Annotated in this window: 19 protein-coding genes; 10 read left to right on the top strand and 9 right to left on the bottom strand. The window is 56.2% G+C overall.

Annotation, left to right across the window (positions count from 1 at the left end):
• Positions 1-7 precede the first annotated feature (7 nt).
• The gene (srlR, locus tag ACUY4S_RS05335) at positions 8-781 is read left to right on the top strand and encodes a glucitol operon DNA-binding transcriptional repressor SrlR (RefSeq protein WP_312691354.1); all 774 of its coding nucleotides are present in this window, start codon (positions 8-10) and stop codon (positions 779-781) included.
• Positions 774-1,739, top strand: coding sequence for an arabinose-5-phosphate isomerase GutQ (gene gutQ, locus ACUY4S_RS05330; RefSeq protein WP_312691353.1), 966 nt, complete (start codon positions 774-776; stop codon positions 1,737-1,739). The genes srlR and gutQ overlap by 8 nt, the downstream gene beginning before the upstream one ends.
• Here gutQ and norR read toward each other — a convergent pair.
• Entirely contained in the window at positions 1,736-3,250 is a 1,515-nt protein-coding gene (gene norR, locus ACUY4S_RS05325) for a nitric oxide reductase transcriptional regulator NorR (protein ID WP_458022091.1), read from the bottom strand. The two genes, gutQ and norR, sit on opposite strands and share 4 nt — an antisense overlap.
• Positions 3,251-3,432: 182 nt before the next feature.
• Here norR and norV point away from each other — a divergent pair, with 182 nt between their 5' ends.
• Entirely contained in the window at positions 3,433-4,884 is a 1,452-nt protein-coding gene (gene norV / locus ACUY4S_RS05320; RefSeq protein ID WP_458022092.1) for an anaerobic nitric oxide reductase flavorubredoxin, read from the top strand.
• Entirely contained in the window at positions 4,881-6,014 is a 1,134-nt protein-coding gene (gene norW, locus ACUY4S_RS05315; protein WP_458022093.1) for an NADH:flavorubredoxin reductase NorW, read from the top strand. Before norV ends, norW begins: the two co-directional genes overlap by 4 nt.
• Here norW and hypF read toward each other — a convergent pair.
• From hypF to ACUY4S_RS05295, 4 genes are all read right to left on the bottom strand, one after another.
• A complete protein-coding gene (hypF, locus tag ACUY4S_RS05310; RefSeq protein ID WP_458022094.1) occupies positions 5,959-8,232 on the bottom strand; it encodes a carbamoyltransferase HypF in 2,274 nt (757 codons plus the stop codon). The two genes, norW and hypF, sit on opposite strands and share 56 nt — an antisense overlap.
• Positions 8,233-8,236: 4 nt before the next feature.
• Complete coding sequence (gene fdhF / locus ACUY4S_RS05305; RefSeq protein WP_312691348.1) at positions 8,237-10,387, bottom strand: formate dehydrogenase subunit alpha; 2,151 nt, start codon at positions 10,385-10,387, stop codon at positions 8,237-8,239.
• Positions 10,388-10,422: 35 nt separating this feature from the next.
• Complete coding sequence (hydN, locus tag ACUY4S_RS05300; RefSeq protein ID WP_312691373.1) at positions 10,423-10,968, bottom strand: electron transport protein HydN; 546 nt, start codon at positions 10,966-10,968, stop codon at positions 10,423-10,425.
• A gap of 144 nt (positions 10,969-11,112) precedes the next feature.
• Complete coding sequence (locus ACUY4S_RS05295; RefSeq protein WP_458022095.1) at positions 11,113-12,126, bottom strand: LacI family DNA-binding transcriptional regulator; 1,014 nt, start codon at positions 12,124-12,126, stop codon at positions 11,113-11,115.
• 262 nt (positions 12,127-12,388) lie between these two features.
• Here ACUY4S_RS05295 and ascF point away from each other — a divergent pair, with 262 nt between their 5' ends.
• Both ascF and ACUY4S_RS05285 read left to right on the top strand, forming a co-directional pair.
• Positions 12,389-13,831 (top strand): PTS cellobiose/arbutin/salicin transporter subunit IIBC, encoded by a 1,443-nt coding sequence (gene ascF, locus ACUY4S_RS05290; protein WP_458022096.1) that lies wholly within the window; start codon positions 12,389-12,391, stop codon positions 13,829-13,831.
• 20 nt (positions 13,832-13,851) lie between these two features.
• Positions 13,852-15,276 carry a 6-phospho-beta-glucosidase gene (locus tag ACUY4S_RS05285; RefSeq protein ID WP_458022097.1) on the top strand — a complete coding sequence of 475 codons (1,425 nt, stop codon included), beginning with the start codon at positions 13,852-13,854 and terminating at the stop codon, positions 15,274-15,276.
• A 383-nt stretch (positions 15,277-15,659) separates the two neighbouring features.
• Here the strand turns inward: ACUY4S_RS05285 and ACUY4S_RS05280 are convergent, their stop codons facing one another.
• Genes ACUY4S_RS05280 through ACUY4S_RS05270 form a run of 3 tightly spaced genes read right to left on the bottom strand, consistent with a single transcriptional unit; the run spans position 15,660 to position 17,072 of the window.
• A complete protein-coding gene (locus tag ACUY4S_RS05280; RefSeq protein WP_458022098.1) occupies positions 15,660-16,367 on the bottom strand; it encodes an ArsR/SmtB family transcription factor in 708 nt (235 codons plus the stop codon).
• On the bottom strand, positions 16,364-16,756 hold the full coding sequence (locus ACUY4S_RS05275) for an amino acid-binding protein (protein ID WP_458022099.1): 393 nt from the start codon (positions 16,754-16,756) through the stop codon (positions 16,364-16,366). The genes ACUY4S_RS05280 and ACUY4S_RS05275 overlap by 4 nt, the downstream gene beginning before the upstream one ends.
• Positions 16,749-17,072, bottom strand: coding sequence for an antibiotic biosynthesis monooxygenase family protein (locus tag ACUY4S_RS05270; RefSeq protein WP_458022100.1), 324 nt, complete (start codon positions 17,070-17,072; stop codon positions 16,749-16,751). The genes ACUY4S_RS05275 and ACUY4S_RS05270 overlap by 8 nt, the downstream gene beginning before the upstream one ends.
• A 210-nt stretch (positions 17,073-17,282) precedes the next feature.
• On the opposite strand from ACUY4S_RS05270, the gene ACUY4S_RS05265 reads away from it, so the two are divergent.
• Together ACUY4S_RS05265 and ACUY4S_RS05260 are read left to right on the top strand one after the other, a co-directional pair.
• Positions 17,283-19,142: a beta-glucoside-specific PTS transporter subunit IIABC gene (locus tag ACUY4S_RS05265; RefSeq protein ID WP_458022101.1), complete on the top strand. Its 1,860-nt coding sequence runs from the start codon at positions 17,283-17,285 to the stop codon at positions 19,140-19,142.
• Positions 19,143-19,162: 20 nt separating this feature from the next.
• Positions 19,163-20,167, top strand: coding sequence for a LacI family DNA-binding transcriptional regulator (locus ACUY4S_RS05260; protein ID WP_458022102.1), 1,005 nt, complete (start codon positions 19,163-19,165; stop codon positions 20,165-20,167).
• Between the two features lie 75 nt (positions 20,168-20,242).
• On the opposite strand, the gene ACUY4S_RS05255 is transcribed toward ACUY4S_RS05260, so the two are convergent.
• The gene (locus ACUY4S_RS05255) at positions 20,243-21,103 is read right to left on the bottom strand and encodes an aldo/keto reductase family oxidoreductase (RefSeq protein ID WP_458022103.1); all 861 of its coding nucleotides are present in this window, start codon (positions 21,101-21,103) and stop codon (positions 20,243-20,245) included.
• 97 nt (positions 21,104-21,200) lie between these two features.
• Here ACUY4S_RS05255 and ACUY4S_RS05250 point away from each other — a divergent pair, with 97 nt between their 5' ends.
• Both ACUY4S_RS05250 and ACUY4S_RS05245 read left to right on the top strand, forming a co-directional pair.
• Positions 21,201-22,115: a LysR substrate-binding domain-containing protein gene (locus ACUY4S_RS05250; RefSeq protein ID WP_458022104.1), complete on the top strand. Its 915-nt coding sequence runs from the start codon at positions 21,201-21,203 to the stop codon at positions 22,113-22,115.
• 58 nt (positions 22,116-22,173) lie between these two features.
• On the top strand, positions 22,174-23,130 hold the full coding sequence (locus ACUY4S_RS05245) for a sensor domain-containing diguanylate cyclase (protein ID WP_312691337.1): 957 nt from the start codon (positions 22,174-22,176) through the stop codon (positions 23,128-23,130).

Raw genomic sequence — 23,130 nt, 5'->3', positions numbered from 1 at the left:
AGCGCCTATGAAACCACGTCAGCGTCAGGCGGCTATTCTTGAGCATCTGCAAAAGCAGGGAAAGTGTTCTGTTGAACAGCTGGCAGCATACTTCGACACCACAGGGACGACCATTCGTAAGGATCTTGTCGCGCTGGAGCACTCTGGTGCGGTGATCCGCACTTATGGCGGTGTGGTGCTTAATAAAGACGAAGCCGATCCGCCCATCGATCACAAAACGCTGATCAACACCGTGCAAAAAGGGCAGATCGCCGAAGCGGCGGTTGCCTATATTCACGATGGCGACTCCATTATTCTTGATGCAGGCAGCACCGTACTGCAGATGGTGCCGCTGCTCAGTCACTTCAATAACATCACGGTGATGACCAACAGCCTGCATATCGTCAACGCGTTGTCAGAGCTGGATAACGAGCAAACCATCCTGATGCCGGGCGGGACATTCCGCAAAAAATCGGCCTCTTTTCATGGGCAACTGGCAGAGAACGCCTTTGAGCATTTCAGTTTCGACAAACTGTTTATGGGGACAGACGGCATCGACCTGAATGCCGGCGTGACCACCTTCAACGAAGTGTTTACCGTCAGCAAAGCCATGTGTAACGCCGCCCGCGAGGTGATCCTGATGGCAGACTCCTCAAAGTTCGGCCGTAAAAGCCCTAACGTTGTTTGCAGCCTGGAAAGCGTGAATAAACTGATCACCGATGCCGGGATCCCGCCGGACGTTCGTGCCGCGCTGGAGGAGAAAGGGGTCGAGGTGATCATTGCCGGAGAGCATCATGAGTGAATCCTTCATCAATACCGGGCGGCAAACCCTGCTGCTGGAGCTTCAGGAAGCCAGCCGCCTGCCCGAAAGACTGGGCGACGATTTCGTTCGCGCCGCCGAAACCGTACTGAACTGCCGTGGCAAAGTCATTGTCTCGGGTATTGGCAAATCCGGGCATATCGGCAAGAAAATCGCCGCCACCCTAGCCAGTACCGGCACCCCGGCCTTCTTCGTTCATCCTGCGGAAGCGCTGCATGGCGATTTAGGCATGGTCGAGAGCCGGGACATTATGCTGTTTATCTCTTACTCCGGTTCCGCCAGAGAGCTGGAACTCATCCTGCCCCGGCTGGAAGAGAAATCCGTCGCACTGCTGGCGATGACCGGTAAACCGCGTTCGCCGCTGGCGTTAGCCGCCCATGCGGTGCTGGATATTTCCGTGGAACGTGAAGCCTGCCCGATGCATCTGGCCCCGACCTCCAGCACCGTCACCACGCTGATGATGGGCGATGCGCTGGCTATGGCGGTGATGCAGGCGCGCGGCTTTGATGAAGAAGACTTTGCCCGCTCCCATCCGGCAGGCGCGCTGGGCGCACGCTTGCTGAATAAAGTGCACCACCTGATGCGCAAAGATGAGCAACTGCCACAGGTACAGCTGACCACCAGCGTAATGGACGCGATGCTGGAACTCAGCCGCACCGGGCTGGGTATGGTGGCAGTATGCGACAGCCAGCGCCGCGTACAGGGCGTCTTTACCGATGGCGACCTGCGTCGCTGGCTGGTAGCGGGCGGTGCGCTCAGCACCGACGTCAGCGAAGCGATGACCCACGGCGGTATCACGCTAAATGCCCACAGCCGCGCCGTAGACGCCAAAGAACGGCTAATGCAGCGTAAGATTGCTGCCGCCCCCGTCATTGATGACGCCGGACTTCTGGTCGGCGCCATCAACCTGCAGGACTTCTATCAGGCGGGCATTCTCTAACCCTTAAGGCCCAGGCGTTTCGCCAGCCGGTGCAGGTTGGCAACGTCCATTTCCAGCCTGCGGGCGCTGGCGGCCCAGTTGCCGCCGCTCTCCTGCAACGTGCGGGAAACCATCGTCCGTTGAAAATCCTCTGTTGCCTCGCGCAGGTTCAGCCCGACAGGCAGTTCCGCCAGTGCCGGTTCCGGCTGCGCGGGTTCATCAGTCAGGGAAAAATGGCGTGCTTCGAGCACCACTTCACCCTGATTACGCGTGCCGCGCGCCAGCACCACTGCCCGGTGGATAGCATGTTCCAGTTCGCGCACATTGCCTGTCCAGCGGTAACTGAGCAAGTGGTGACGCGCGCCGGGGCTGAGCACCACGCGGCCAAGCCCAAGGCGCAGGCGGCACTGCTCGCAGAAATACCCGGCCAGCAGCACCACATCGTCGCCCCGCTCGCGCAGCGGCGGCACCGACAGCGGAAAAACACTCAGCCGGTGGAACAGATCTGCGCGGAACCGCCCGGCCAGCACCTCTTCGCGGAGATCCCGGTTAGTGGCCGCCAGCACACGCACATCCACACGTAAGCTACGATCGTCCCCCACTCGCTGAATGTCGCCATATTGCAGCACACGCAGCAGTTTTGCCTGTAACGACAGTGAAAGCTCGCCGATTTCATCCAGGAACAGCGTGCCATTGTCAGCCATTTCAAATTTGCCGCTACGGTGGCTAATCGCACCGGTAAAGGCCCCTTTGACATGACCAAACAATTCGCTTTCCGCTACGCTTTCCGGCAATGCAGCACAATTGAGATAAACCAGCGGGTTCGCGGCACGCGGCGATCCTTCGTGGATTGCTTTCGCGACCAGCTCTTTGCCGGTGCCGGTTTCGCCACTGATCAACACATTAAGATCGGACGCCGCGACAATATCGATCTCTTTTTTCAACTGCGTCATCCCGGCGGAAAGACCAATCATCTCGCTGTGCGCCACCTGCTCAAACGCCGCTGGCGCGCCGGGCAGCATATTCTGGCTTTCCAGTTGCTCAATCAGCAGCGCATTATTGAGCGCTCCTGCCGCCAGCGCCGCAATCAGCCGCAGCTCTTCATCACTAAAGGTGTCGAACTGGTCAGGTGCCATCCCATCCAGCGTCAGGGCGCCAATCAGGTTCTGCCCGGCAAACAGTGGCAAACCAACGCAGGCATGCACTTTCAGGCTCTCCTGCCCGGGAATTAACCCATCGTAGGGGTCGGGCAAGCCACTGTCCGCCGGGAAACGCACCACATCTCCGGCACGGGCAATGGCTTCCAGCCGCGGGTGGCCTTCCAGGGTAAAACGCCGCCCCAGTACGTCCTGCGCCAGCCCATCAATGGCCAGAGGAATAAACTGCCGTGCCTCATAGCGCAGCAGCGCTGAGGCGTCGCACTCCAGCACCTGACGCAACGTGGTGATCAACCGCTGGAAACGATCCGCATGCCCAATACCGCTCTGCAATTCAATGGCGATGCCCGCCAGCACATTCAAGGAAAAACTCATTCCAGCCTCACTGTCAATTTGACAATGCATAGTGTCATATTGACTGCATACATCATAGTCATTCTGACTGTGAAATTTTCACTGTAAAAATAAAACCATTTAAAATCATACAAATAAAAGTTGGCACGTTACTTGATATATGTCCTGCATCGAATTTAAGAAAACGACACAGGACAACTGAAATGACCATTCATGTAAAAAATAACATTCACTGGGTTGGGCAACGCGACTGGGAAGTGCGTGACTTCCACGGTACCGAATATAAGACCCTGAAAGGGAGCAGCTATAACAGTTATTTAATTCGCGAAGGCAAAACCGTCCTGATCGATACTGTTGATCATAAATTCAGCCGCGAGTTTGTGCAGAACCTGCGGAGTGAAATCGACCTGGAGATGATCGATTACATCGTGATTAACCACGCTGAAGAAGATCATGCAGGCGCGCTCACCGAACTGATGTCGCATATCCCTGACACGCCCATTTACTGTACCAACAATGCCATCGACTCCATTAATGGCCACCATCACCATCCGGAGTGGAATTTTCACGTCGTCAAAACCGGCGACACGCTGGATATTGGCAACGGCAAACAGCTGATTTTCGTTGAAACCCCGATGCTGCACTGGCCAGACAGCATGATGACCTACCTGACTGGTGACGCTGTGCTGTTCAGTAACGATGCTTTTGGCCAGCACTACTGCGATGAACGGCTATTTAATGATGAAGTGGATCAGGCTGAACTGTTTGAACAGTGCCAGCGCTACTATGCCAATATTCTGACGCCGTTCAGCCGCCTGGTAACGCCAAAAATTACTGAAATCCTCGGTTTTAACCTGCCGGTTGATATGATTGCGACCTCACACGGCGTGGTATGGCGCGACAACCCCACGCAAATTATTGAGTTGTATTTGAAATGGGCGGCGGATTATCAGGAAGATCGCATCACGATTTTCTACGACACCATGTCCAATAATACCCGCATGATGGCAGATGCCATTGCCCAGGGGATCAACGAAGTAGACCCGCGAGTGGCGGTGAAAATTTTCAACGTTGCCCGCAGCGACAAAAACGACATTCTGACCAATGTGTTCCGTTCTAAAGGTGTCCTGGTCGGCACCTCGACAATGAATAATGTGATGATGCCGAAAATCGCCGGCCTGGTCGAAGAGATAACCGGCCTGCGTTTTCGCAACAAACGCGCCAGTGCTTTCGGCTCGCATGGCTGGAGCGGCGGTGCCGTAGACAGACTCTCAACCCGCTTACAGGATGCAGGCTTTGAGATGTCTGTCAGTCTGAAAGCCAAATGGCGGCCCGATATTGATGCACTGGAAGTGTGCCGCCAGCACGGTCGCGAGATTGCCCGCCAGTGGGCGCTGTCACCACTGCCAGAACCGGCGACTCCCGTCAGTACGCCAGCGCAACAAGCCTGCGCGTGTGCAGCTGCCGCTGCAGCCTCTCTCGGCCCGCAAATGCAGTGCAGCGTCTGCCAGTGGATCTACGATCCCGCCAAAGGCGAGCCGATGCAGGACGTCGCCCCAGGCACGCCGTGGAGCGATGTGCCGGATAACTTCCTGTGCCCGGAATGCTCATTAGGTAAAGAGGTGTTCGACGAACTGGCGACGGAGGCAAAATGAACGCAGGCATTGTGATTATTGGCTCCGGCTTTGCCGCCCGCACGCTGGTTAAAAACATCCGCAAACTGGATGTCACCCTGCCGCTGACGCTTATCGCCGCCGACAGCATGGACGAGTACAACAAACCGGATCTCAGCCATGTCATCAGTCTTGCACAGCGAGCAGACGACCTCACCCGCCAGTCGGCGGGTGAGTTTGCCGAGCAATATGCTGTGCAACTGTTTCCGCATACCCGCGTTACCGCCATTGATACAGAGAACCAGATCGTGAAAAGTGCCGACCAGCACTGGCCGTACGACAAACTGGTGCTGGCAACCGGAGCAGCGGCATTTATTCCGCCGCTACCAGGCAGTGAGCTCATGCTGACGCTCAACAGCCAGCAAGAGTACCGCCAATGCGAAGCGCAGCTGCGCGATGCCCGCCGGGTACTGATTGTCGGCGCAGGACTGATTGGCTGCGAACTGGCGATGGATTTTTGCCGCGCGGGCAAAACCGTCACCGTACTGGATAACGCCGCCAGCATTCTGCCCTCACTGATGCCGCCTGAAGTGAGCGGCCGTTTACAGCACTGCCTGACGGCGATGGGTGTGCGACTGCTGCTGAAATCCCGCCTGCTGTCGCTCGAACAAACCGACAACGGCATCCGTGCCGCGCTGGATGATGATCGTGAAACCGAAGTGGATGTGGTGGTTGCCGCAACCGGTCTGACGCCGCAGGTTGGTCTGGCGCAGTCTGCTGGTATTAACGTCGGGCGCGGCATTGTGGTCGATAGCACGCTGCAAACCAGCCAGCCGCAGATCTTTGCGCTTGGCGACTGTGCAGAGATCAATGGCCGCGTACTGCCCTACCTGCAACCTATCCAGTTAAGCGCCATGACGCTGGCGAAGAATCTGACCGGCAACAGCAGGCCACTCACGCTCCCTGCCATGCTGGTGAAAGTGAAAACGCCGTTGATGCCGCTGCATCTGGCCGGTGAGACGGCGCGCAACGATCTGCGCTGGCACATCGCCACCGACGCCGATGGCATGGTGGCCAAAGGAATGGATGCAGAGGATACACTGCGCGCGTTTGTCGTCAGCGAAGATCGGATGAAAGACGCTTTTGCGCTTCTGAAGACGCTGTCTGCTTAAGGCGAGCTGCCGCCACCAACCCCTGACCAAAGGCAATTCCGCCGTCGCCGGCGGGTAAACGATGCGGGAATAACAACCGGAATTCCGACAGATACGCCCGCAGGCGGGCTTTCAGCAGGCGGTTATGCATGACTCCGCCGCTGAACACCAGCGTCGAAATCGCGCGCGACGTTGCCTGCTGGCGCGCCAGCGTTGCCATTCCTTGCGCCAGCGCATCATGAAACGCCCATGCCCGTTCCGCCGGGCTGGCTTTCCAGTTCAGCCACTGCCGCCAGAACACAGTCAGATCGAGACGGTTGCCGCGCACCGGCAGCGTCACCGGATGGTTTACCCCGCTGCACCCCGCCGCCAGCGCTTCTAACTGACAGGCCGCCTCACCTTCGTAGCTCAACTGCAGCGGCGCGCACTCCAGCGCACAGGCCACGGCATCGAACAGCCGACCACATGAGGAAGCCAGCGGCGCATTGATGCCCCGCTCGACAGCCCGCGCCAGTAATGGCCAGTTCTGCCGCTCAAGCACTGCACACTCCGGGTAATGCTGCCAGTCAGGAACAAAGGCCAGCATATGCGCCAGCAAATTGCGCCACGGCTGCTGCGCCGCCAGATCGCCCCCCGGCAGCGCCACAGCGGGTAACCCCCCTAAATGTTCGCATTCGCGGTAATTTACCCGTAAACATTCACCGCCCCACAGCGCACCGCCCTCCCCCATGCCAATCCCGTCGAAGGTCATGGCAATCACATCGCCCCCCTCCAGCGGCCAGCCATGCTCCCCAAGACACGCCGCGGCATGGGCATGGTGATGCAAAACGTCCTGCACGCGTAAAACGGCCCCTTCTGCCCACTGACGGCTACGGTAAGCGGGATGCGCGTCCGCCACACAGTGTTGCGGCGTAAAATCATAAATGGCCTGCATCAGATGCAGCGCGTTGCGCCACTGTGCTTCTACACCATCATCCGTCAGATCGCCAAAGTGCGGCCCCGGAACAGCGCTGTTGCCGCGCAGCAGGCAAAAAGTATTTTTCATATCGGCGCCGAGGCACAGCATCGGCGGAATATCGTGAAACCCCTCCGGCAGGGGAATAGCGTCGGGCACATAGCCACGGGAACGCCGCAGCATTTCGCCATTCGCCCGCAGCACCGAATCATCCATGCGCTGAACGATATCGCGATTATGCAGCAGAAAACCGTCGGCAATGTCCGCCAGATCGGCCAGTGCCTGTGCATTGGTGAGCGCGGGCGGTTTCCCGCTCAGGTTGCCGGAGGTCATCACCAGCGGGCGTTGCAACGCCTGCGCCAGCAAATGCTGCAGCGGGTTCGCCGGCACCATAACGCCCACCTCATCGAGACCTGGCGCAATGGCAGCACATAATCCGCTGACATAGGATTTATCCACCAGCACAATAGGTGCCGCAGGCGTAGCCAGTAACCGCCGGGTATCCGCTGTAAAACCATCAGTTCCGCTGACCATTACCGCCAGGGGTTTTGCCGGGCGACGTTTACGCTCACGCAACCGGTGCACCGCATTCTGTTGGGTGGCATCACAAGCGAGATGAAAACCGCCCACGCCTTTGACCGCCACAATACCGCCATTTTTCAGCAACTGAATAGCCGCCTGCAACGCCTCTTCTCCGGCGGAATGCTGTGCCGGGCTGCGCCACTCCAGCGTTGGGCCACATTCAGGGCAGGCAACCGGCTGTGCGTGAAAACGCCTGTCAAGCGGGTTGCGGTACTCGGCGTCACAGGCCGCGCAGAGCGGGAAGGCCGCCATCACGGTATACGGGCGGTCATAGGGCATAGCGTGAATGATGGTAAAGCGCGGCCCGCAATGGGTGCAGTTAATAAACGGGTAGCGGTAGCGCCGCTCATCAGGATTGTTCATCTCCGCCAGGCAGGCGGGACAGGTTGCCGCGTCGGGGACGATTTGGGTATTCATTGCGCCGCCCGCGCTGTGGCGGATGGCGAAATCATGCGGCTGGGATGGCCAGCGAAACGGAGTGCTTATCACACGGTCAATACGCGCCAGCGGCGGGCATTGTTGCTGCAACAGGGTGAGGAATTCGCGCGCGTCGCCGAGCAAACGAACCTCCACACCCTGCGCATCGTTACAGACATCGCCCTTCAGCCCGAGCTGCTGCGCCAGTTGCCAGACAAAGGGGCGGAAACCAACCCCCTGAACCTTTCCATAAACGCGTAAGCAGACACCGTGGCTGTTGGTCATATTGTCATTGCGTCGCCGCCGTCAGCAGGCGAGTCTTCATCTGTTGGTAAGTGGTCTGAGTGTACTCTTCCGCCCAGCGCTGATCGTTGATCGCACTCACCCGCACTGCGCAATATTTGGTTTCCGGCGTTTTCGAAATCGGATCCAGATTATCCTGCGTCAGTTCGTTGCAAGCGCCAATCCACCATTGGTACGTCATATATACCGTGCCGTGATTGATACGCTCGCTCACATCAGCGCGGGAAATCACTTTACCACGACGCGACTCTACCCACACCAGTTGCCTGTCTTTCACGCCTAATGCTTCGGCGTCTGCCGGGCTCATCTGCACAAAGCCCGGTTCATCGGCCAGGGTTTGCAGCGCCGCGCAGTTGCCAGTCATGGAACGGCAGGAGTAATGACCGACTTCGCGTACGGTACACAACACCAGCGGGAAATCAGCATCCGGGCGTTCCGCCGGTGCACGCCATTGCGCGGCGAACAAGTGGCCTTTGCCGTCGGGCGTATCAAACTTATTGTTCTGATACAGATACGGCGTACCCGGATGGTCCAGCGTTGGGCAAGGCCATTGCACATGTCCCATGTCGCCCATTTTTTCATAGGTGACTCCGTAGAAAAGCGGGCACAACTCACGCAGCTCATCCCAAATCTGCTGGTTGTTGTCGTAGTGCATGGGGTAGCCCATTTCGGTGGCAATCAGGCTGATGATTTCCCAGTCGCGTTTGACGTTGTATTTCGGCTCAATGGCTTTTTCAAAACGCTGGAATCCCCGGTCGGCACAGGTAAAGACGCCGCCATGTTCGCCCCATGAGGTGGCGGGCAGCAGCACATCGGCCTGTTCCGCGGTTTTGGTCATAAAGATGTCCTGCACCACCACCAGTTCCAGCGCTTCAAAACCTTTACGCACCAGCCCCAGGTCTGCTTCGGTCTGCAACGGATCTTCACCCATGATGTAATAGGCTTTGACCTTGCCTTCCAGCGCCAGATGCGGCACTTCAGTAATACGCACGCCGACTTTATCGTCCATCACGGAAGGATCAATGCCCCAGGCTTTGGCGAATTTCGCCCGCACTTCGGCATTCACCACATCCTGATAGCCAGGGAATTGATTTGGGATCACCCCCATGTCGCATGCGCCCTGCACATTGTTCTGCCCGCGCACAGGTCCCACGCCCACATGCTCGCGCCCCAGGTTACCGGTGAGCAAGGCCAGGCTGGAAAGCCCTTTTACCACATCAACGGCCTGACCAAACTGGGTCACGCCCATGCCCCACATAATGGTGGCAGAGGGTGCCGCTGCGTAGGTGCGCATTGCCTGGCGGATCTGTTTTGCCGGAACACCGGTCAGATGCTCGATCGCTTCCGGGGCATAATCTTTTACCGTTTCCCGGTAGGCTTCCAGCCCGGTAGTGAAGTTGGCGACATAATCTTTGTCGTAGAGTTCTTCTTCCAGCAGCACATAGCCAAACGCATTGACCATCGCCATATTGCAGCCGTTATTCAGTTGCAAATGTTGGTCGGCAATGCGCGCAGTTTCAATGCGACGCGGATCGCAGACGATGATTTTCGCGCCTTTCTGCCGCGCTTTAATCACCCGGCGCGCCACGATAGGGTGTGAATCGGCGCAGTTATACCCGAACACCAGCAGGCAACTGGAGTTTTCAATGTCTTCAATGGAGTTGCTCATTGCGCCATTGCCGAGTGTTTCTTGCAACCCGGCGACGGAAGGCCCGTGGCACACCCGCGCGCAGCAGTCGACATTGTTCGTGTGAAGTACGCCGCGGGCGAATTTCTGCATCACATAGTTGGTTTCATTCCCCGTGCCGCGTGACGACCCGGTAGTCATAATCGAACGCGGGCCATATTTCGCTTTAATTTCGCTCAGGCGCTTCGCGGTATAACGGATGGCTTCATCCCAGGTCACCGGAGTAAGTTTGCCGCCTTTTTCGTAGCGGATCATCGGCTGCGTCAGGCGTGGCGTCAGCAATTTGGTATCGTTAAGGAAATCCCAGCCGTAATAGCCTTTCAGGCAGAGTTCGTTCTGGTTGGTGTGGCCATTCGCTGCTTCCGCACGAATGATTTTCCCCTCATCCACCACCAGTTTAAGTTTGCAGCCCGCGCCGCAATAAGGGCAAACGCTCGTAATTTTTTTCATCAGTAACAGACCTGTTAAAAGTGAAAGATGGGTGTTTAAAACACCAGTGAAATGGCGCTATCCAGCGCCGCACGACGGCGTTTCTCTGCGCTCATCTGCTCCAGTAAGTTGCGATCGACACACACCAGCGCCTTGGTCGGGCACGCCTGCATACAGGCGGGACCTTCAGCCCGGTCGCTGCATAAATCGCATTTATTGGCTTCGGCTTTTTCCGCACGTACGGTCAGTCCCACGCCGCTCTGGCGAATAACCGGGCGGACAACCACCTCCATCGCACCGTAGGGGCATGCCACCACGCAGGTTTTGCAGCCAATGCAGCGCTCCTGCATGACATGCACAAAACCTTCATCGCGGCGAATGGCGTTATTCGGGCAGACGTTGGCACAGGGGGCATCTTCACATTGACGGCAAATGGTCGCCGTCGACACGTTTACGCCTTTAATGACATGAATACGCGGTAGAAACGTCTCGGGGGTGAGCGCCGCGCAGTCCTGGTTTTCCTGGTGAGACACCACACAGGCGACCTCGCAGGTTCGGCAGCCAATGCACTTCGCAGCGTCTGCCATCATAAATCGGTTCATCATTCCTCCAGCAATATGCCTTAACCCGCCGGAGTATTCATAAAACGTGCCAAATATTAATACATTGAAATTTAAAGCTATTTTTGCAAAAAGGAGACAGTAAAAAACTGTCATCGACAGAAGTGTCGATGACAGATGACGAGATCAGGCGTGGGGGCCGGCCATTAGTGAGTCGCGTAACATTAATTCGCCAGGAAAGCTTTGCTGGTATTTAAAGTCTCCGCCGTCGAGCATAAAGATTAAGCGGTTAATGGTTTCTTTGATCATTTCCGTGACCGGAATTTTGACACTCGATAAAGCCGGAACCGTAAAAGGTGCAATTGCAATATCATCAAAACCAATTACCGAAACCTGCTGCGGCACGGCTATTTTATTATCATGTAACTGTTTAATTGCCCCGATCGCCATATCATCGTTACTGGCTACCAGTGCGCTAAACGTGACGTTGCGCGACAATAATTCCGCCACGGCAGACGCGCCGCTGGCCGGCGTCCACTTCCCTTGAACGATCAACTCATTACGAAGGGTAATACCGTGCTGCGTTAGCGCATCTTTATAACCGGATAAACGCTCAATCCCGGTTGGGGAATCCAGCGAGCCGGTAATAAAAGCAATATCCCGGTGCCCTTGAGTAATAATTTTCGCGACAGCATTCTGGCTTGACGCTTTTTGATCTGAATAAACACAGTGACTACTGTTTTTACGTAAACGACGATTAAGCACCATAATTGGCTGCGAATGGTTTTGAATTATCTCATCCAGCTCGTCGACACTCAGAAAACGCGGATAAATAATGATCGCGTCACAACGTAAATCGAGCAAATATTGAATGGCCTGACGCTCTTCATCGGCGCTGTGCTTACCGTCTGCCAACAATAACTGGCGTCCTTTGTCTTCGGTCATCCGCGCGGCGTGGGAAAGCAGTTCACTAAAGTAAACGCCGTGGTAAAGGGTGTTAGTGACCACCAGCCCCAGCGTTTGGGTTTTGTTGGTCGCCAGGCTGCGGGCCAGCAAATTCGGGCGGTAGCCACTTTCGGCAATGGCCTGAAACACGCGCGCTTTTGTCTCCTCGCCGACATAGCCTTTGCCTGTGAGCACGCGGGACACCGTCGCCTTCGACACCCCTGCCCGCTTTGCCACTTCCTGCATTGTCGCCATCTTTTCCCCTCGCCAATATCCTGAGCCGCAGTGTACTGCAGCCTCCGGGATTATTGGAACAGTTAACAGCCGCCACTGTGCCGCGCTGCTTAACGCAACAGAGTGACAAGCATCACGATTTTAAAAATTGGTCAAATTTAGATCTTGTTAGACTCAAATAAACTCATCATGATTTTGTGGAACCGGTTACCTATTTCTGTTTCATGGCTGAATGATCTGGCCGTGAAAATGTACCTCATTGATAAAACAGGATAATAATCCAATGGCAAAAAATTATGCGGCGCTGGCCCACTCTGTCGTGGACGCGCTTGGCGGGGCGGATAACATCGCCGCCGTAACGCACTGCATGACGCGCCTGCGCTTTGTGGTGAAGGATGCAACCCGCGTCGACAGTCCAACGCTGAAAAGTATTAGCGGCGTGATGGGCGTGGTGCGTAACGACAATCAGTGCCAGGTGATCATTGGCAATACCGTTTCGCAGGCGTTCCGCGAAGTGGTCAGCCTGTTGCCACAGGATATGCAGCCGGTAGACGTGCAGACCACGCAGAAACTGACGCTCAGACGTATCGGTGCGGGGATCCTGGATGCGCTGATCGGCACCATGTCACCACTGATCCCGGCGATTATCGGCGGCTCAATGGTGAAACTGCTGGCAATGGTACTGGAGATGTCCGGTGTGCTGCCAAAAGGCTCCTCAACGCTGACCATTCTGACGGTGATCGGCGACGGTGCGTTCTTCTTCCTGCCGCTGATGGTCGCTGCTTCTGCGGCGGTTAAATTTAAAACCAATATGTCGCTGGCAATCGCCATTGCCGGCGTGCTGGTGCACCCGAGCTTTATTGACCTGATGGCGAAAGCCGCCCAGGGCGAGCATGTCGAGTTCGCGCTCATTCCCGTCACGGCGGTGAAATACACCTATACGGTGATCCCGGCGCTGGTAATGACCTGGTGCCTGTCGTATATCGAACGCTGGGTGGATCGTATTACGCCTGCGGTGACAAAAAACTTCCTGAAACCGATGCTGATTGTGCTGATTGCCGCACCGCTGGCGATTGTGCTCATTGGGCCGCTCGGCATTTGGATCGGTAGCGCCATCTCTGCGCTGGTTTATACCATTCACGGTTATCTTGGCTGGTTGTCGGTCGCCATTATGGGCGCGCTCTGGCCGCTGCTGGTCATGACCGGTATGCACCGCGTCTTTACCCCGACCATTATTCAGACCATTGCCGAAACCGGTAAAGAAGGCATGGTGATGCCGTCTGAAATTGGTGCCAACCTGTCACTGGGCGGCTCGTCGCTGGCGGTGGCATGGAAAACGAAAAACCCGGAACTGCGCCAGACGGCGATGGCGGCAGCCGCTTCCGCTATTCTGGCCGGGATCTCTGAACCCGCGCTCTACGGGGTCGCGGTGCGTCTGAAACGCCCATTGATCGCCAGCCTGATCAGCGGTTTTATTTGCGGCGCAGTCGCCGGTATTGCCGGTCTGGCCAGCCACTCAATGGCCGCTCCGGGCCTGTTTACCAGCGTGCAGTTTTTTGACCCGGCGAACCCAATGACCATTGTCTGGGTGTTTGGCGTGATGGCGCTGGCAGTGGTGCTATCTTTTGTGCTGACGCTGCTGCTCGGGTTTGAAGATATTCCGGTCGAAACCGAGAGCAAACCGCAGCCTGCAACGCCGGTTAATGTGAAAGAAGCACGAGCCTGATTAACACAACGAGGTAACGCATGTCAGTATTTCCGCAAGGATTTTTATGGGGCGGCGCACTTGCCGCCAACCAGTCGGAAGGGGGATATCTGGAGGGCGGTAAGGGGCTGACCACCGTCGATATGATCCCACACGGCGTGAACCGTTTGCCGGTCAAATTGGGGCAGGAAAAACGCTTCGCATTGCGTGATGACGAATATTACCCGAGCCACCAGGCGATCGATTTTTATCACCGTTATAAAGAAGATATCGCGCTGATGGCGGAAATGGGCTTTACCGTGTTTCGCACGTCCATTGCCTGGAGCCGTCTCTACCCGAAAGGCGACGAGTTAACGCCGAACCCGGAAGGCATTGCCTTCTATCGCGCGGTGTTCGAAGAGTGCAAAAAATACAATATTGAACCGCTGGTGACGCTGTGCCATTTCGATGTGCCGATGCATCTGGTCATTGAGTATGGCTCCTGGCGCAACCGCAAAATGGTGGAGTTTTTTACCCGCTATGCGCGGACCTGTTTTGAGGCATTCGACGGGCTGGTGAAGTACTGGCTGACCTTCAATGAAATCAACATCATGCTGCATAGCCCCTTTTCGGGTGCCGGGCTGGTGTTTGAAGAGGGAGAAAATCAGGATCAGGTGAAATACCAGGCGGCGCACCATGAGCTGATTGCCAGCGCGTTGGCGACCAAAATCGCCCACGAAGTGAATCCGCAAAGCCAGGTGGGCTGTATGCTGGCAGGCGGTAACTTTTATCCGTACTCCTGTAAACCGGCCGATGTATGGACCGCGCTGGAAAAAGATCGTGAAAACTTGTTCTTTATCGATGTTCAGGCGCGCGGCGCCTACCCGGCCTATTCCGCCCGCGTATTCCGTGAAAAAGGGGTGAGCATTATCAAAGAGGATGGCGACGACGAGATCCTGAAACATACCGTCGATTTCGTCTCCTTCAGCTACTACGCCTCCCGCTGCGCATCGGCAGAGATGAACGCCAATAACACCAGTGCGGCGAACATCGTAAAATCATTGCGTAATCCGCATATTGAAGTCAGCGAATGGGGCTGGGGGATCGATCCTCTGGGGCTGCGTATCACCATGAATATGATGTACGACCGCTATCAGAAACCGCTGTTCCTGGTGGAAAACGGCCTCGGTGCCAAAGATGAGATCACTGACAACGGCGAGATTGAGGATGATTACCGCATCAGCTATTTGCGCGAGCACATCCGCGCCATGGGCGATGCCATTGAAGACGGGATCCCGGTGATAGGCTACACCACCTGGGGATGCATCGATCTGGTGGCGGCCTCAACTGGCGAGATGAGCAAACGCTATGGCTTTGTGTATGTCGATCGCGACGATACCGGTCACGGTACGCTGGCGCGCAGCCGCAAGAAATCGTTCTGGTGGTATAAAAAAGTGATTGCCAGCAACGGCGCAGATCTGGATTAAGTGGTCATTTTGCCTGGTCTGCCCTTTCTCAGACCAGGCAAACATCAGGGACAGAAAGACAGCAGTACGCTGCGCCTGGCCTGGGCAAACTCGCCACCTCATGACCTGATGAGGGATCGTTGGCGATGAACTTTTGCTTATCTGCCTCAAACCGCGGGTCATGACCAAAAAAGAGCGCCGTAAAATAATCCCCGTTTTCGCGCTACGCGTTCAGACAAGCGAATGACGCGCTGATAGCACCCCGCATCGGCAGCGTTAACTCTCTCTTTCAGGTTATCAACATAGCCATTTGCAACCGTTACGTCGTTATAATGTCCGACATTATCGTTTCCTCAAAGCCTGAAGGCTCTGGCATCACGGATAGATGTTTTATTGAAACCCGCTTACGCCTCCACGCCAAACACGCGAAAAAGCGCGCTTTTGCCCTCTCCGGTGACGGTGACTTCACGGTAACCCGGCACTCTGCGTAACCAGCCTTTCTGTTCAAACGCAACCAGCAACGATGCACCGGCATCGCCGCCAAGATGAAAACGGCGCTCGCTCCAGTCCAGGCACGCACAGCAGGCTTTACGCCGGGTACGCGGATCCAGCGTCACGCCCAGCGCAGCCAGCTTACTCTTACCCCGTTCTGTTACGGCGCTGCCGTCCTGCGTTATCCAGCCTTCTGCCTGCATAAATTCGAAAATCCTCACGGCAATTTCCCCCGCAAGGTGATCGTAGCAAGTGCGGGCCCGGCGCAGCTCAACCGGGGTACGGGTGACCAGCGCGCGCGCCTGGCGCATCGACACGCCCATCATATTTTCCAGTAGCCCGGCGACATCGCTTCCCGCCAGGCGGTAGTAACGGTGCCGTCCTTGCGATACGCAGACCAGCAGACCATGATTCAGCAACCGGTTGAGATGCGCGCTTGCGGTTGAGGCAGCAATCTCGGCTACCGCACTCAACTCCGTTGCGGTCCACGCCCGTCCGTCCATCAGCGCGCAGAGCATTCGCGCCCGTGAAGGGTCAGACATCGCGCTGGCAATGCCAGCCAGCGCCTCTTCCAATTCAGGTCCGCTCTCTGGCGGACGGTGCAAACCGGGTAAGCTCATTGTGGCGGTATATCCCAACGTTGGGTGACCTCGCGGGTCAGGGTGTCATTATCCGTCAGCAAGATCAGTCGATTATCGTGATCGCTGTATTGCACAACAATATTAATGCCGTGTTGCGCTATCGTGCGGGCAATCTCGCCTAACTCGCCGGGTTTTTCCTGACGGAGCTTGCGAATGATGGGCTGCGTGATGGCCAGCACGGTAAAGCCAGCCGCTTGTAGCACCTGCCTGGCGCGCTCTCCTTCCACCACCAGAAAATGAGCATGGCTTTCACTGCCGACCGTGAAGACGCCGCCCCCTTCCAGCCCGATACCATGGCTGCCCAGTGTCGAACCGAGCGCCGCCAGCCCGCCGGGCGTGGTGTTAAGCATAACGTGAATATCATACATGGCTTGCTTTCCTGCTTTCCGATGAATAATCGCGCAACACCTGCGCCACGCGGATACGGTAAAAGGAAAAGATTGCGTGTTGCCCTTCCACCTGTGCCGCCTGGTGCCGGGCGTCCTTCTGCCAGGCCTGCACCGCCGCTTCATCACGCCACCACGACAGCGACAAAATTTTGCCGTCATGGGCCAGGCTTTGAAAACGCTCAATGGCGATAAAACCGTCGAGTTGCGTCAAGTGTGGTTTGAGTTCAGCAGCCAGGTGCAGATAACGTTCCTGCGCCCCGGCGGCGATATCCGCTTCAAACAGTACTGCGATCATAGCGTTACTCCCTCTGGGTCAGTGCCGCCAGTTTATGCAGTTCGCATCGGCATGCTTCGTTATGCAACGAAATATGGCTGACATTCCGGGGAGTGATTTGGCTCTCAGAATTCCATGAAACCGGTTGCATGGAAGAGCGACCAGGTTAGCATGAAACCGGTTTCGCCCAGTTACACCTACTCAGTTGCCGATAATAAAAGGTCAGCAAACATGACGATAATCAGAGATTACAATAAGTTAGCCAGCGACATATTGCGGGAAGTGGGTGGAGAAGAGAACATCAGCAACTTCTCCCGCTGCGCCACCCGTCTGCGTCTGGTACTGAACAACACCCCCGCGACCGCGAAAGCCCGTATACAAAGCTTGCCCGGCGTCATCGCCGTCGTCGAAAGCGGCGGTCAGTTTCAGGTGGTGATTGGCACCCACGTTGCCGACGTCTTTAACGCCCTGAGCGGTATGGTGAAAGAGAAGGACAATCGCGACCAGCAACCCAAAACCCGTTGGCTGGATGCGGTGATCGCTACCATGTCGGCAGTGTTCGCGCCTATCGTCTACATCCTTGCCGCTGCGGGGATTTTGCAAGGTTTGCTGATTTTGCTGGGCATGGCCGACGCGGAGATCAAACAGTCCGGCACTTTTGCGATCCTTAACTTTATGTCATGGACACCGTTTGCCTTCCTGCCCGTGTTCATCGCCATGACCGCCGCGCGCCATTTTAAATGTAACCCTTTTATTGCCGTACTCTGCTGCTGCGCGTTGATCAACCCGGAGTGGACGGCCCTGGCCGGGAAAATCGCCACCGGCAGTGAAGTTAAATTCCTCTTCTTCCCGCTGGCAGAAACGGTCTATACCTCATCGGTGTTGCCGCCTTTGTTCCTCGTGTGGGCGTTGTCATGGTTTGAGCGTCGTGTGGAAAAGTGGTTACCGGAGGTCATCAGTCCCCTGTTCACCCCTTTGATCTGTTTTGTGGTGATTGTGCCGCTGACGCTGATTGTGATCGGGCCGATCACCAGTTGGGCGGCGATGGGCGTGGCGCACGGCTATAACACATTATTCCAGGCGGCTCCGGCACTGGCTGCGGCAATTATCGGCGGCGTATGGCAGGTCATCGTTATTTTTGGTGTGCACTGGGGGATAACCCCGGTGATCATGGCGAACTTCGACACCCAGGGGTATGACTCTTTCCAGGCTTACCAGACCATTGCGGTGATCGGCCAGATGGCCGCTGTATTTGGCGTGTTTATTAAGAGCCGTAATAAGCAACTGAAAGCGACTTCACTGTCTGCGGGCGTCACGGCCATTTTCGGTATTACCGAACCGGCGATTTACGGCGTGACCTTGCGCTTTAAAAAGCCCTTTATCTGTGGCTGTATCGGCGGTGCGATTGGTGCAGTGGTTGCCAGCCTGTTTGGCAGTCTCTATTACGCCTACGCTGCATTGCCAGGGCTGTTTACGCTGGTGAACGCCATCAGCCCGGATGCCCCAATGTCATTTATCGGTGAGCTGGCAGGTGCCGGAACGGCGATTGTCCTGACCGTGGTGATGGTACAATTTGTGGGCTTTGACGACCCGGCAGAAGAGGCAACCCCGGACGAAAGCGCCCCCGTAGTTAAGGTCGGCGCATTGCAAATGCTCAGCCCGATTAAAGGCGAAGTGATCGCGCTGGACAGCGTGGCAGACGAAGCCTTTGCCGGTAAAATGTTGGGCGACGGTATCGCCATCATCCCGCATGAAGGGAATGTGGTTGCGCCATGTGATGCACAGGTCGCAACATTGATCGACTCTCATCACGCCATCGGTTTGATATGTGATAATGGCGCAGAATTACTGATTCATGTCGGACTTAACACCGTCAATCTTCAGGGGCAGTATTTTACGCCGCTGGTCAAAGAGGGTGACAGAGTGGCTGCGGGTACACCGCTGCTGGCATTTGATAAAGAGCGTATTGAACAGGCAGGTTACGATTTGACCACGCCGGTGCTGGTGGTGAACAGCGACGCATTCACGCTGACCCGCCATCAATCCGCAGGGGCCGTCACGGTGGGGGAACCGCTCATGTCGCTGGCCTGATAACAACAGTGAGGTTGATTATGGTAACGATACTGGATGTCGCCAGACTGGCTGGCGTCTCAAAAGCGACAGTATCGCGCGCGCTAAATGGTAAGGTTTTTGTTCGTGAGGAAGTTAAAGCCCGCATTTTTCAGGCGATTGCTGAAACGGGCTACCGGCCAAACCAGCTGGCGCGCAATCTTGCCAACAATAAAACCAACTCGATAGGGTTGGTGATCACTAACGGGCTGTATAACGGCCCGTTCTTCGCCAGCATGACTTACCATGCCGCCACCCTCAGTGAAAGCCATGGCCGCCAGCTGGTGCTGGCCGATGGCAAACACAGCGCGCAAGAAGAGCGCGACGCCATCAACCTGCTACTGTCGCTGCGCTGCGAAGGCATTATGATCTACCCGAAGTACCTAACCGTGGCGGAACTTGATGAGATCATCGCCGCCAGCCAGACGCCAATCGTGGTGATCAACCGCGAACTCCCGCGCCACCGCAGCCAGTGTGTATTTGTCGATAACCAGCAAAACAGTGAAATGATGATGGCACACTTGCTGGCACAGGGGCATACGCGCATTGCTTTTGTAGGCGGTACTGAAGGTTCGCCCACCGGGGATAGCCGTTACGCTGGCTATTGCCATGCACTACGCAACGCCGGTATTGATGCCGATCCGCAATTGCTGGTACGCGGCACCTGGAGCACAGATAGTGGCTACCAGGCCGCGCGCGAGCTGTTGGCGCGGAAGGTGCCCTTCAGCTGCATACTGGCGGCAAATGATGATATGGCAATCGGTGTGGCGAAAGCCTGCCAGGAGGCGGGCTTACGGCTACCGCAGGATGTTTCTCTTGCCGGTTTTGACGATTCGGTGATCGGCAAATACTACAACCCGGCGTTAACCACGATTCATGTCCCGATGGATGAGATGATCCGCAACGCGGTGTCGATCTTATTGCAACCGGAGGCGAAAACGCACTACACCCATCAGGGCGAACTGGTTTGCCGCGAGTCGGTGGCAAGCTATAAAAAAGTGCGTTAACCGGCGTGCCCTGACTCAAGATTTACCGTTGAGCGCAACAGAAGTCTCAGGGCACCCCCCTTCCCCCTTCCCCGGCTACGCGCCAATCCCGTTCAGTTTCACCAGCGCCTCTGGCGGCAGAGTGAGTTGCGCACTCGCCAGGTTTTCCTGTAAATGCTGTGGCGACGACGTACCCGGGATTAACAGAATATTGGGAGAACGTTGCAACAGCCACGCCAGCGCGACCTGCATTGGCGTAGCGCCAAGAGTTTGAGCCACTTCGTTCAGCTCGCCGGACTGCAACGGCGTAAAACCGCCCAGCGGGAAGAACGGCACATAGGCAATGCCCTGCGCATTCAGCGAATCAATCAGCGCATCATCCGCGCGGTTCGCCACGTTATACAGGTTCTGCACGCAGGCAACAGGTGTCATTTTCTGCGCATCTGCCACTTGCTTCGCCGTGACGTTACTCAGGCCAATATGGCGGATCAAACCGCGCTCTTTCAAGGTGATCAGCGCCTCTAACGGCGCTTCCAGCGATCCCTCCGCCGGGCCATGAACGCCAAACATTGCCCGCAGGTTCACCACCTCCATCACATCAAGGCCAAGATGACGCAGGTTATCCTCGACCGCACGGGTCAGCTCTTCTGCGCTGAATGCCGGAAGCCAGTTGGCTTTATCATCGCGTCTGGCGCCCACTTTGGTCACAATACATAACGCGTCCGGATAGGGATGTAATGCCTGTTTAATCAGTTTATTGGTCACATGCGGGCCATAAAAATCGCTGGTATCAATATGATTTACCCCGGCGGCAATCACATCCCGCAGCACCTGCAACGCGTTGGCTTCATTGGCGGGCGGACCAAACACGCCAGGTCCCGCCAGTTGCATGGCACCGTAACCCAGGCGACCAACCTGACGATCGCCAAGACGATAAGTAAGTGTGGAATGAGACATGGCAAACCTCCTGTGTGAGATGTAAACAGATTGTAGGAGCATCGCCGCTGTGCAACAATCCAGCGAAATTCATACACAGTGTACGGATTACCGAACAATGAAGCTGGATTTCGCCCTGTTAAACGCCATTGTGGCCGTCGCTAATGCGGGCGGTTTCCGTGAAGCGGCCCGCGTCACAGGCTCTAACCCTTCCCGCCTGAGCGATGCGGTGCGGCGCGCCGAACAGCAACTTGGCGTGCGGCTGTTTAATCGCACCACCCGCACGGTGGCCTTGACGGAAGCCGGCCAGGCGCTGATGGAACGCCTGCAACCGGCCATGAGCGAAGTCGACGCCGCGCTGGATGCTATCAACCGCTTTCGCACTACGCCCAGCGGCACCCTGCGCCTGAATGTACCGGTCAGCGCAGCACGCCTGGTCTTGCCCGCGATTGTTCCCTCCTTTCTCGCCCGCTACCCGGATATTCGCCTTGAGATCATCGCCGAAAGCAATGTCCAGGATGTCTTTCGCGACAGCTGCGATGCCGGGATCCGTTACGACGAATGTCTGGAGCAGGATATGGTGGCCCTACCGATTGGACCCCGCCGCCAGCGCTTTGCCGCCGCCGCTGCACCGGGCTATCTGCAACGTTATGGCCGACCGCAACACCCCAAGGCATTGATCGAACACAACTGCATTCGCGGGCGCTATGCCAGCGGCGTCATGGGTGAATGGGAATTCGAGCGTGACGGCGAAACGTTACGGGTGCAGGTGAATGGTTCACTGGTCGTTAGCGTTGGTAGCGCGGTAGACCTGGCGGTACAAGTGGCGATTGCCGGCAGCGGTATCATCTATCTTTTTGAGGAGTGGCTGCACCCTGCGCTTGCCAGTGGGGAACTGGAACCTATTCTGCAACCCTGGTGGTTGTCGTTTAACGGCCCCTATCTTTACTATAATTCCAGGCGGCTGATCCCCGCGCCATTGCAGGCATTTATCGACTTTATCCGTGCCGGAGAGCAAGCCGCGGATATATAACGCAATCGTTTGAAGAAATGTCTACACTTGAAGAGACAACGTTCTGCGAGGATGACCTATGATATTCCCGGCGATGCCAGTAAATGAAAATGAACGACTCAAGTCGTTGTATATGATGGATTTACTGGACAAAAAGGATGATGAACGCTTTGATCGGTTGACCAGAATGGCCAAGACCACTTTTGACGTGCCTATCGCGGTTATCAGTTTGCTCGATCGCGATCGTCAGTGGCTCCTGTCGCGTAGCGGTGTCGATACTCATGAAACACCGCGCAACCTCTCATTTTGCGCACATGCCATCCTTGAAGAGGGCGTGTTTATTGTGAAAGACACCCTCTCCGATCCGCGTTTTTGTGAAAACCCCTTCGTGACAGGAGAGCCGTGGGTGCGCTTCTACGCCGGGTGCCCGGTGCGTCTGCCGGACGGAGCCATCGCGGGTACCATTTGTATTATCGATACCTATCCGCGCCCCTTCTCCAGTGCGGAAATTAATACCCTGCTCGACTTTGCCGCCATCGTGGAAGATGAGTTTTTGATCCTCAGCATGGCGATGACCGATACCCTCACCGGCATGCCGAACAGCCGTGGTTTTTACCGTACCGGCGAAAAGCGTTTCGCCTGGTTAAAAGATCACAAAAAAGAGTTCAGCCTGCTCTATTTCAGTATTGATAACCTGAAATCGATTAATGAGTTGCTGGGCAATAAAGAGGGCGATGATGTGGTAAAAACCTTCGCCTCCAATCTGACCAAGTGCCTGAAAGAACAGGATATCGCGGCACGGCTTGGTGGCGGTGAGTTTGCGGTGTTGCTGGGCAATACCGCAGTGAATGGCGTCGATGCATTTTTGTTTGATCTGCAAACCCGCATGGATGCTATCGATCATCTTTCCGGCAAGAATTATCACATCAACTATTCGCACGGCATTATTGAAAACGGCGGCAACCGATACCCGACGCTGCATGCCATGCTGGAAGACAGCGATAAAGTTATGTACGCGGAAAAACGCCGCCGCTAA

The sequence above is a fragment of the Kosakonia beeri genome (assembly GCF_054165705.1).
The sequence above is the reverse complement of the archived record's forward strand: the minus strand, read 5'-3'. Positions and strand labels throughout refer to the sequence as shown.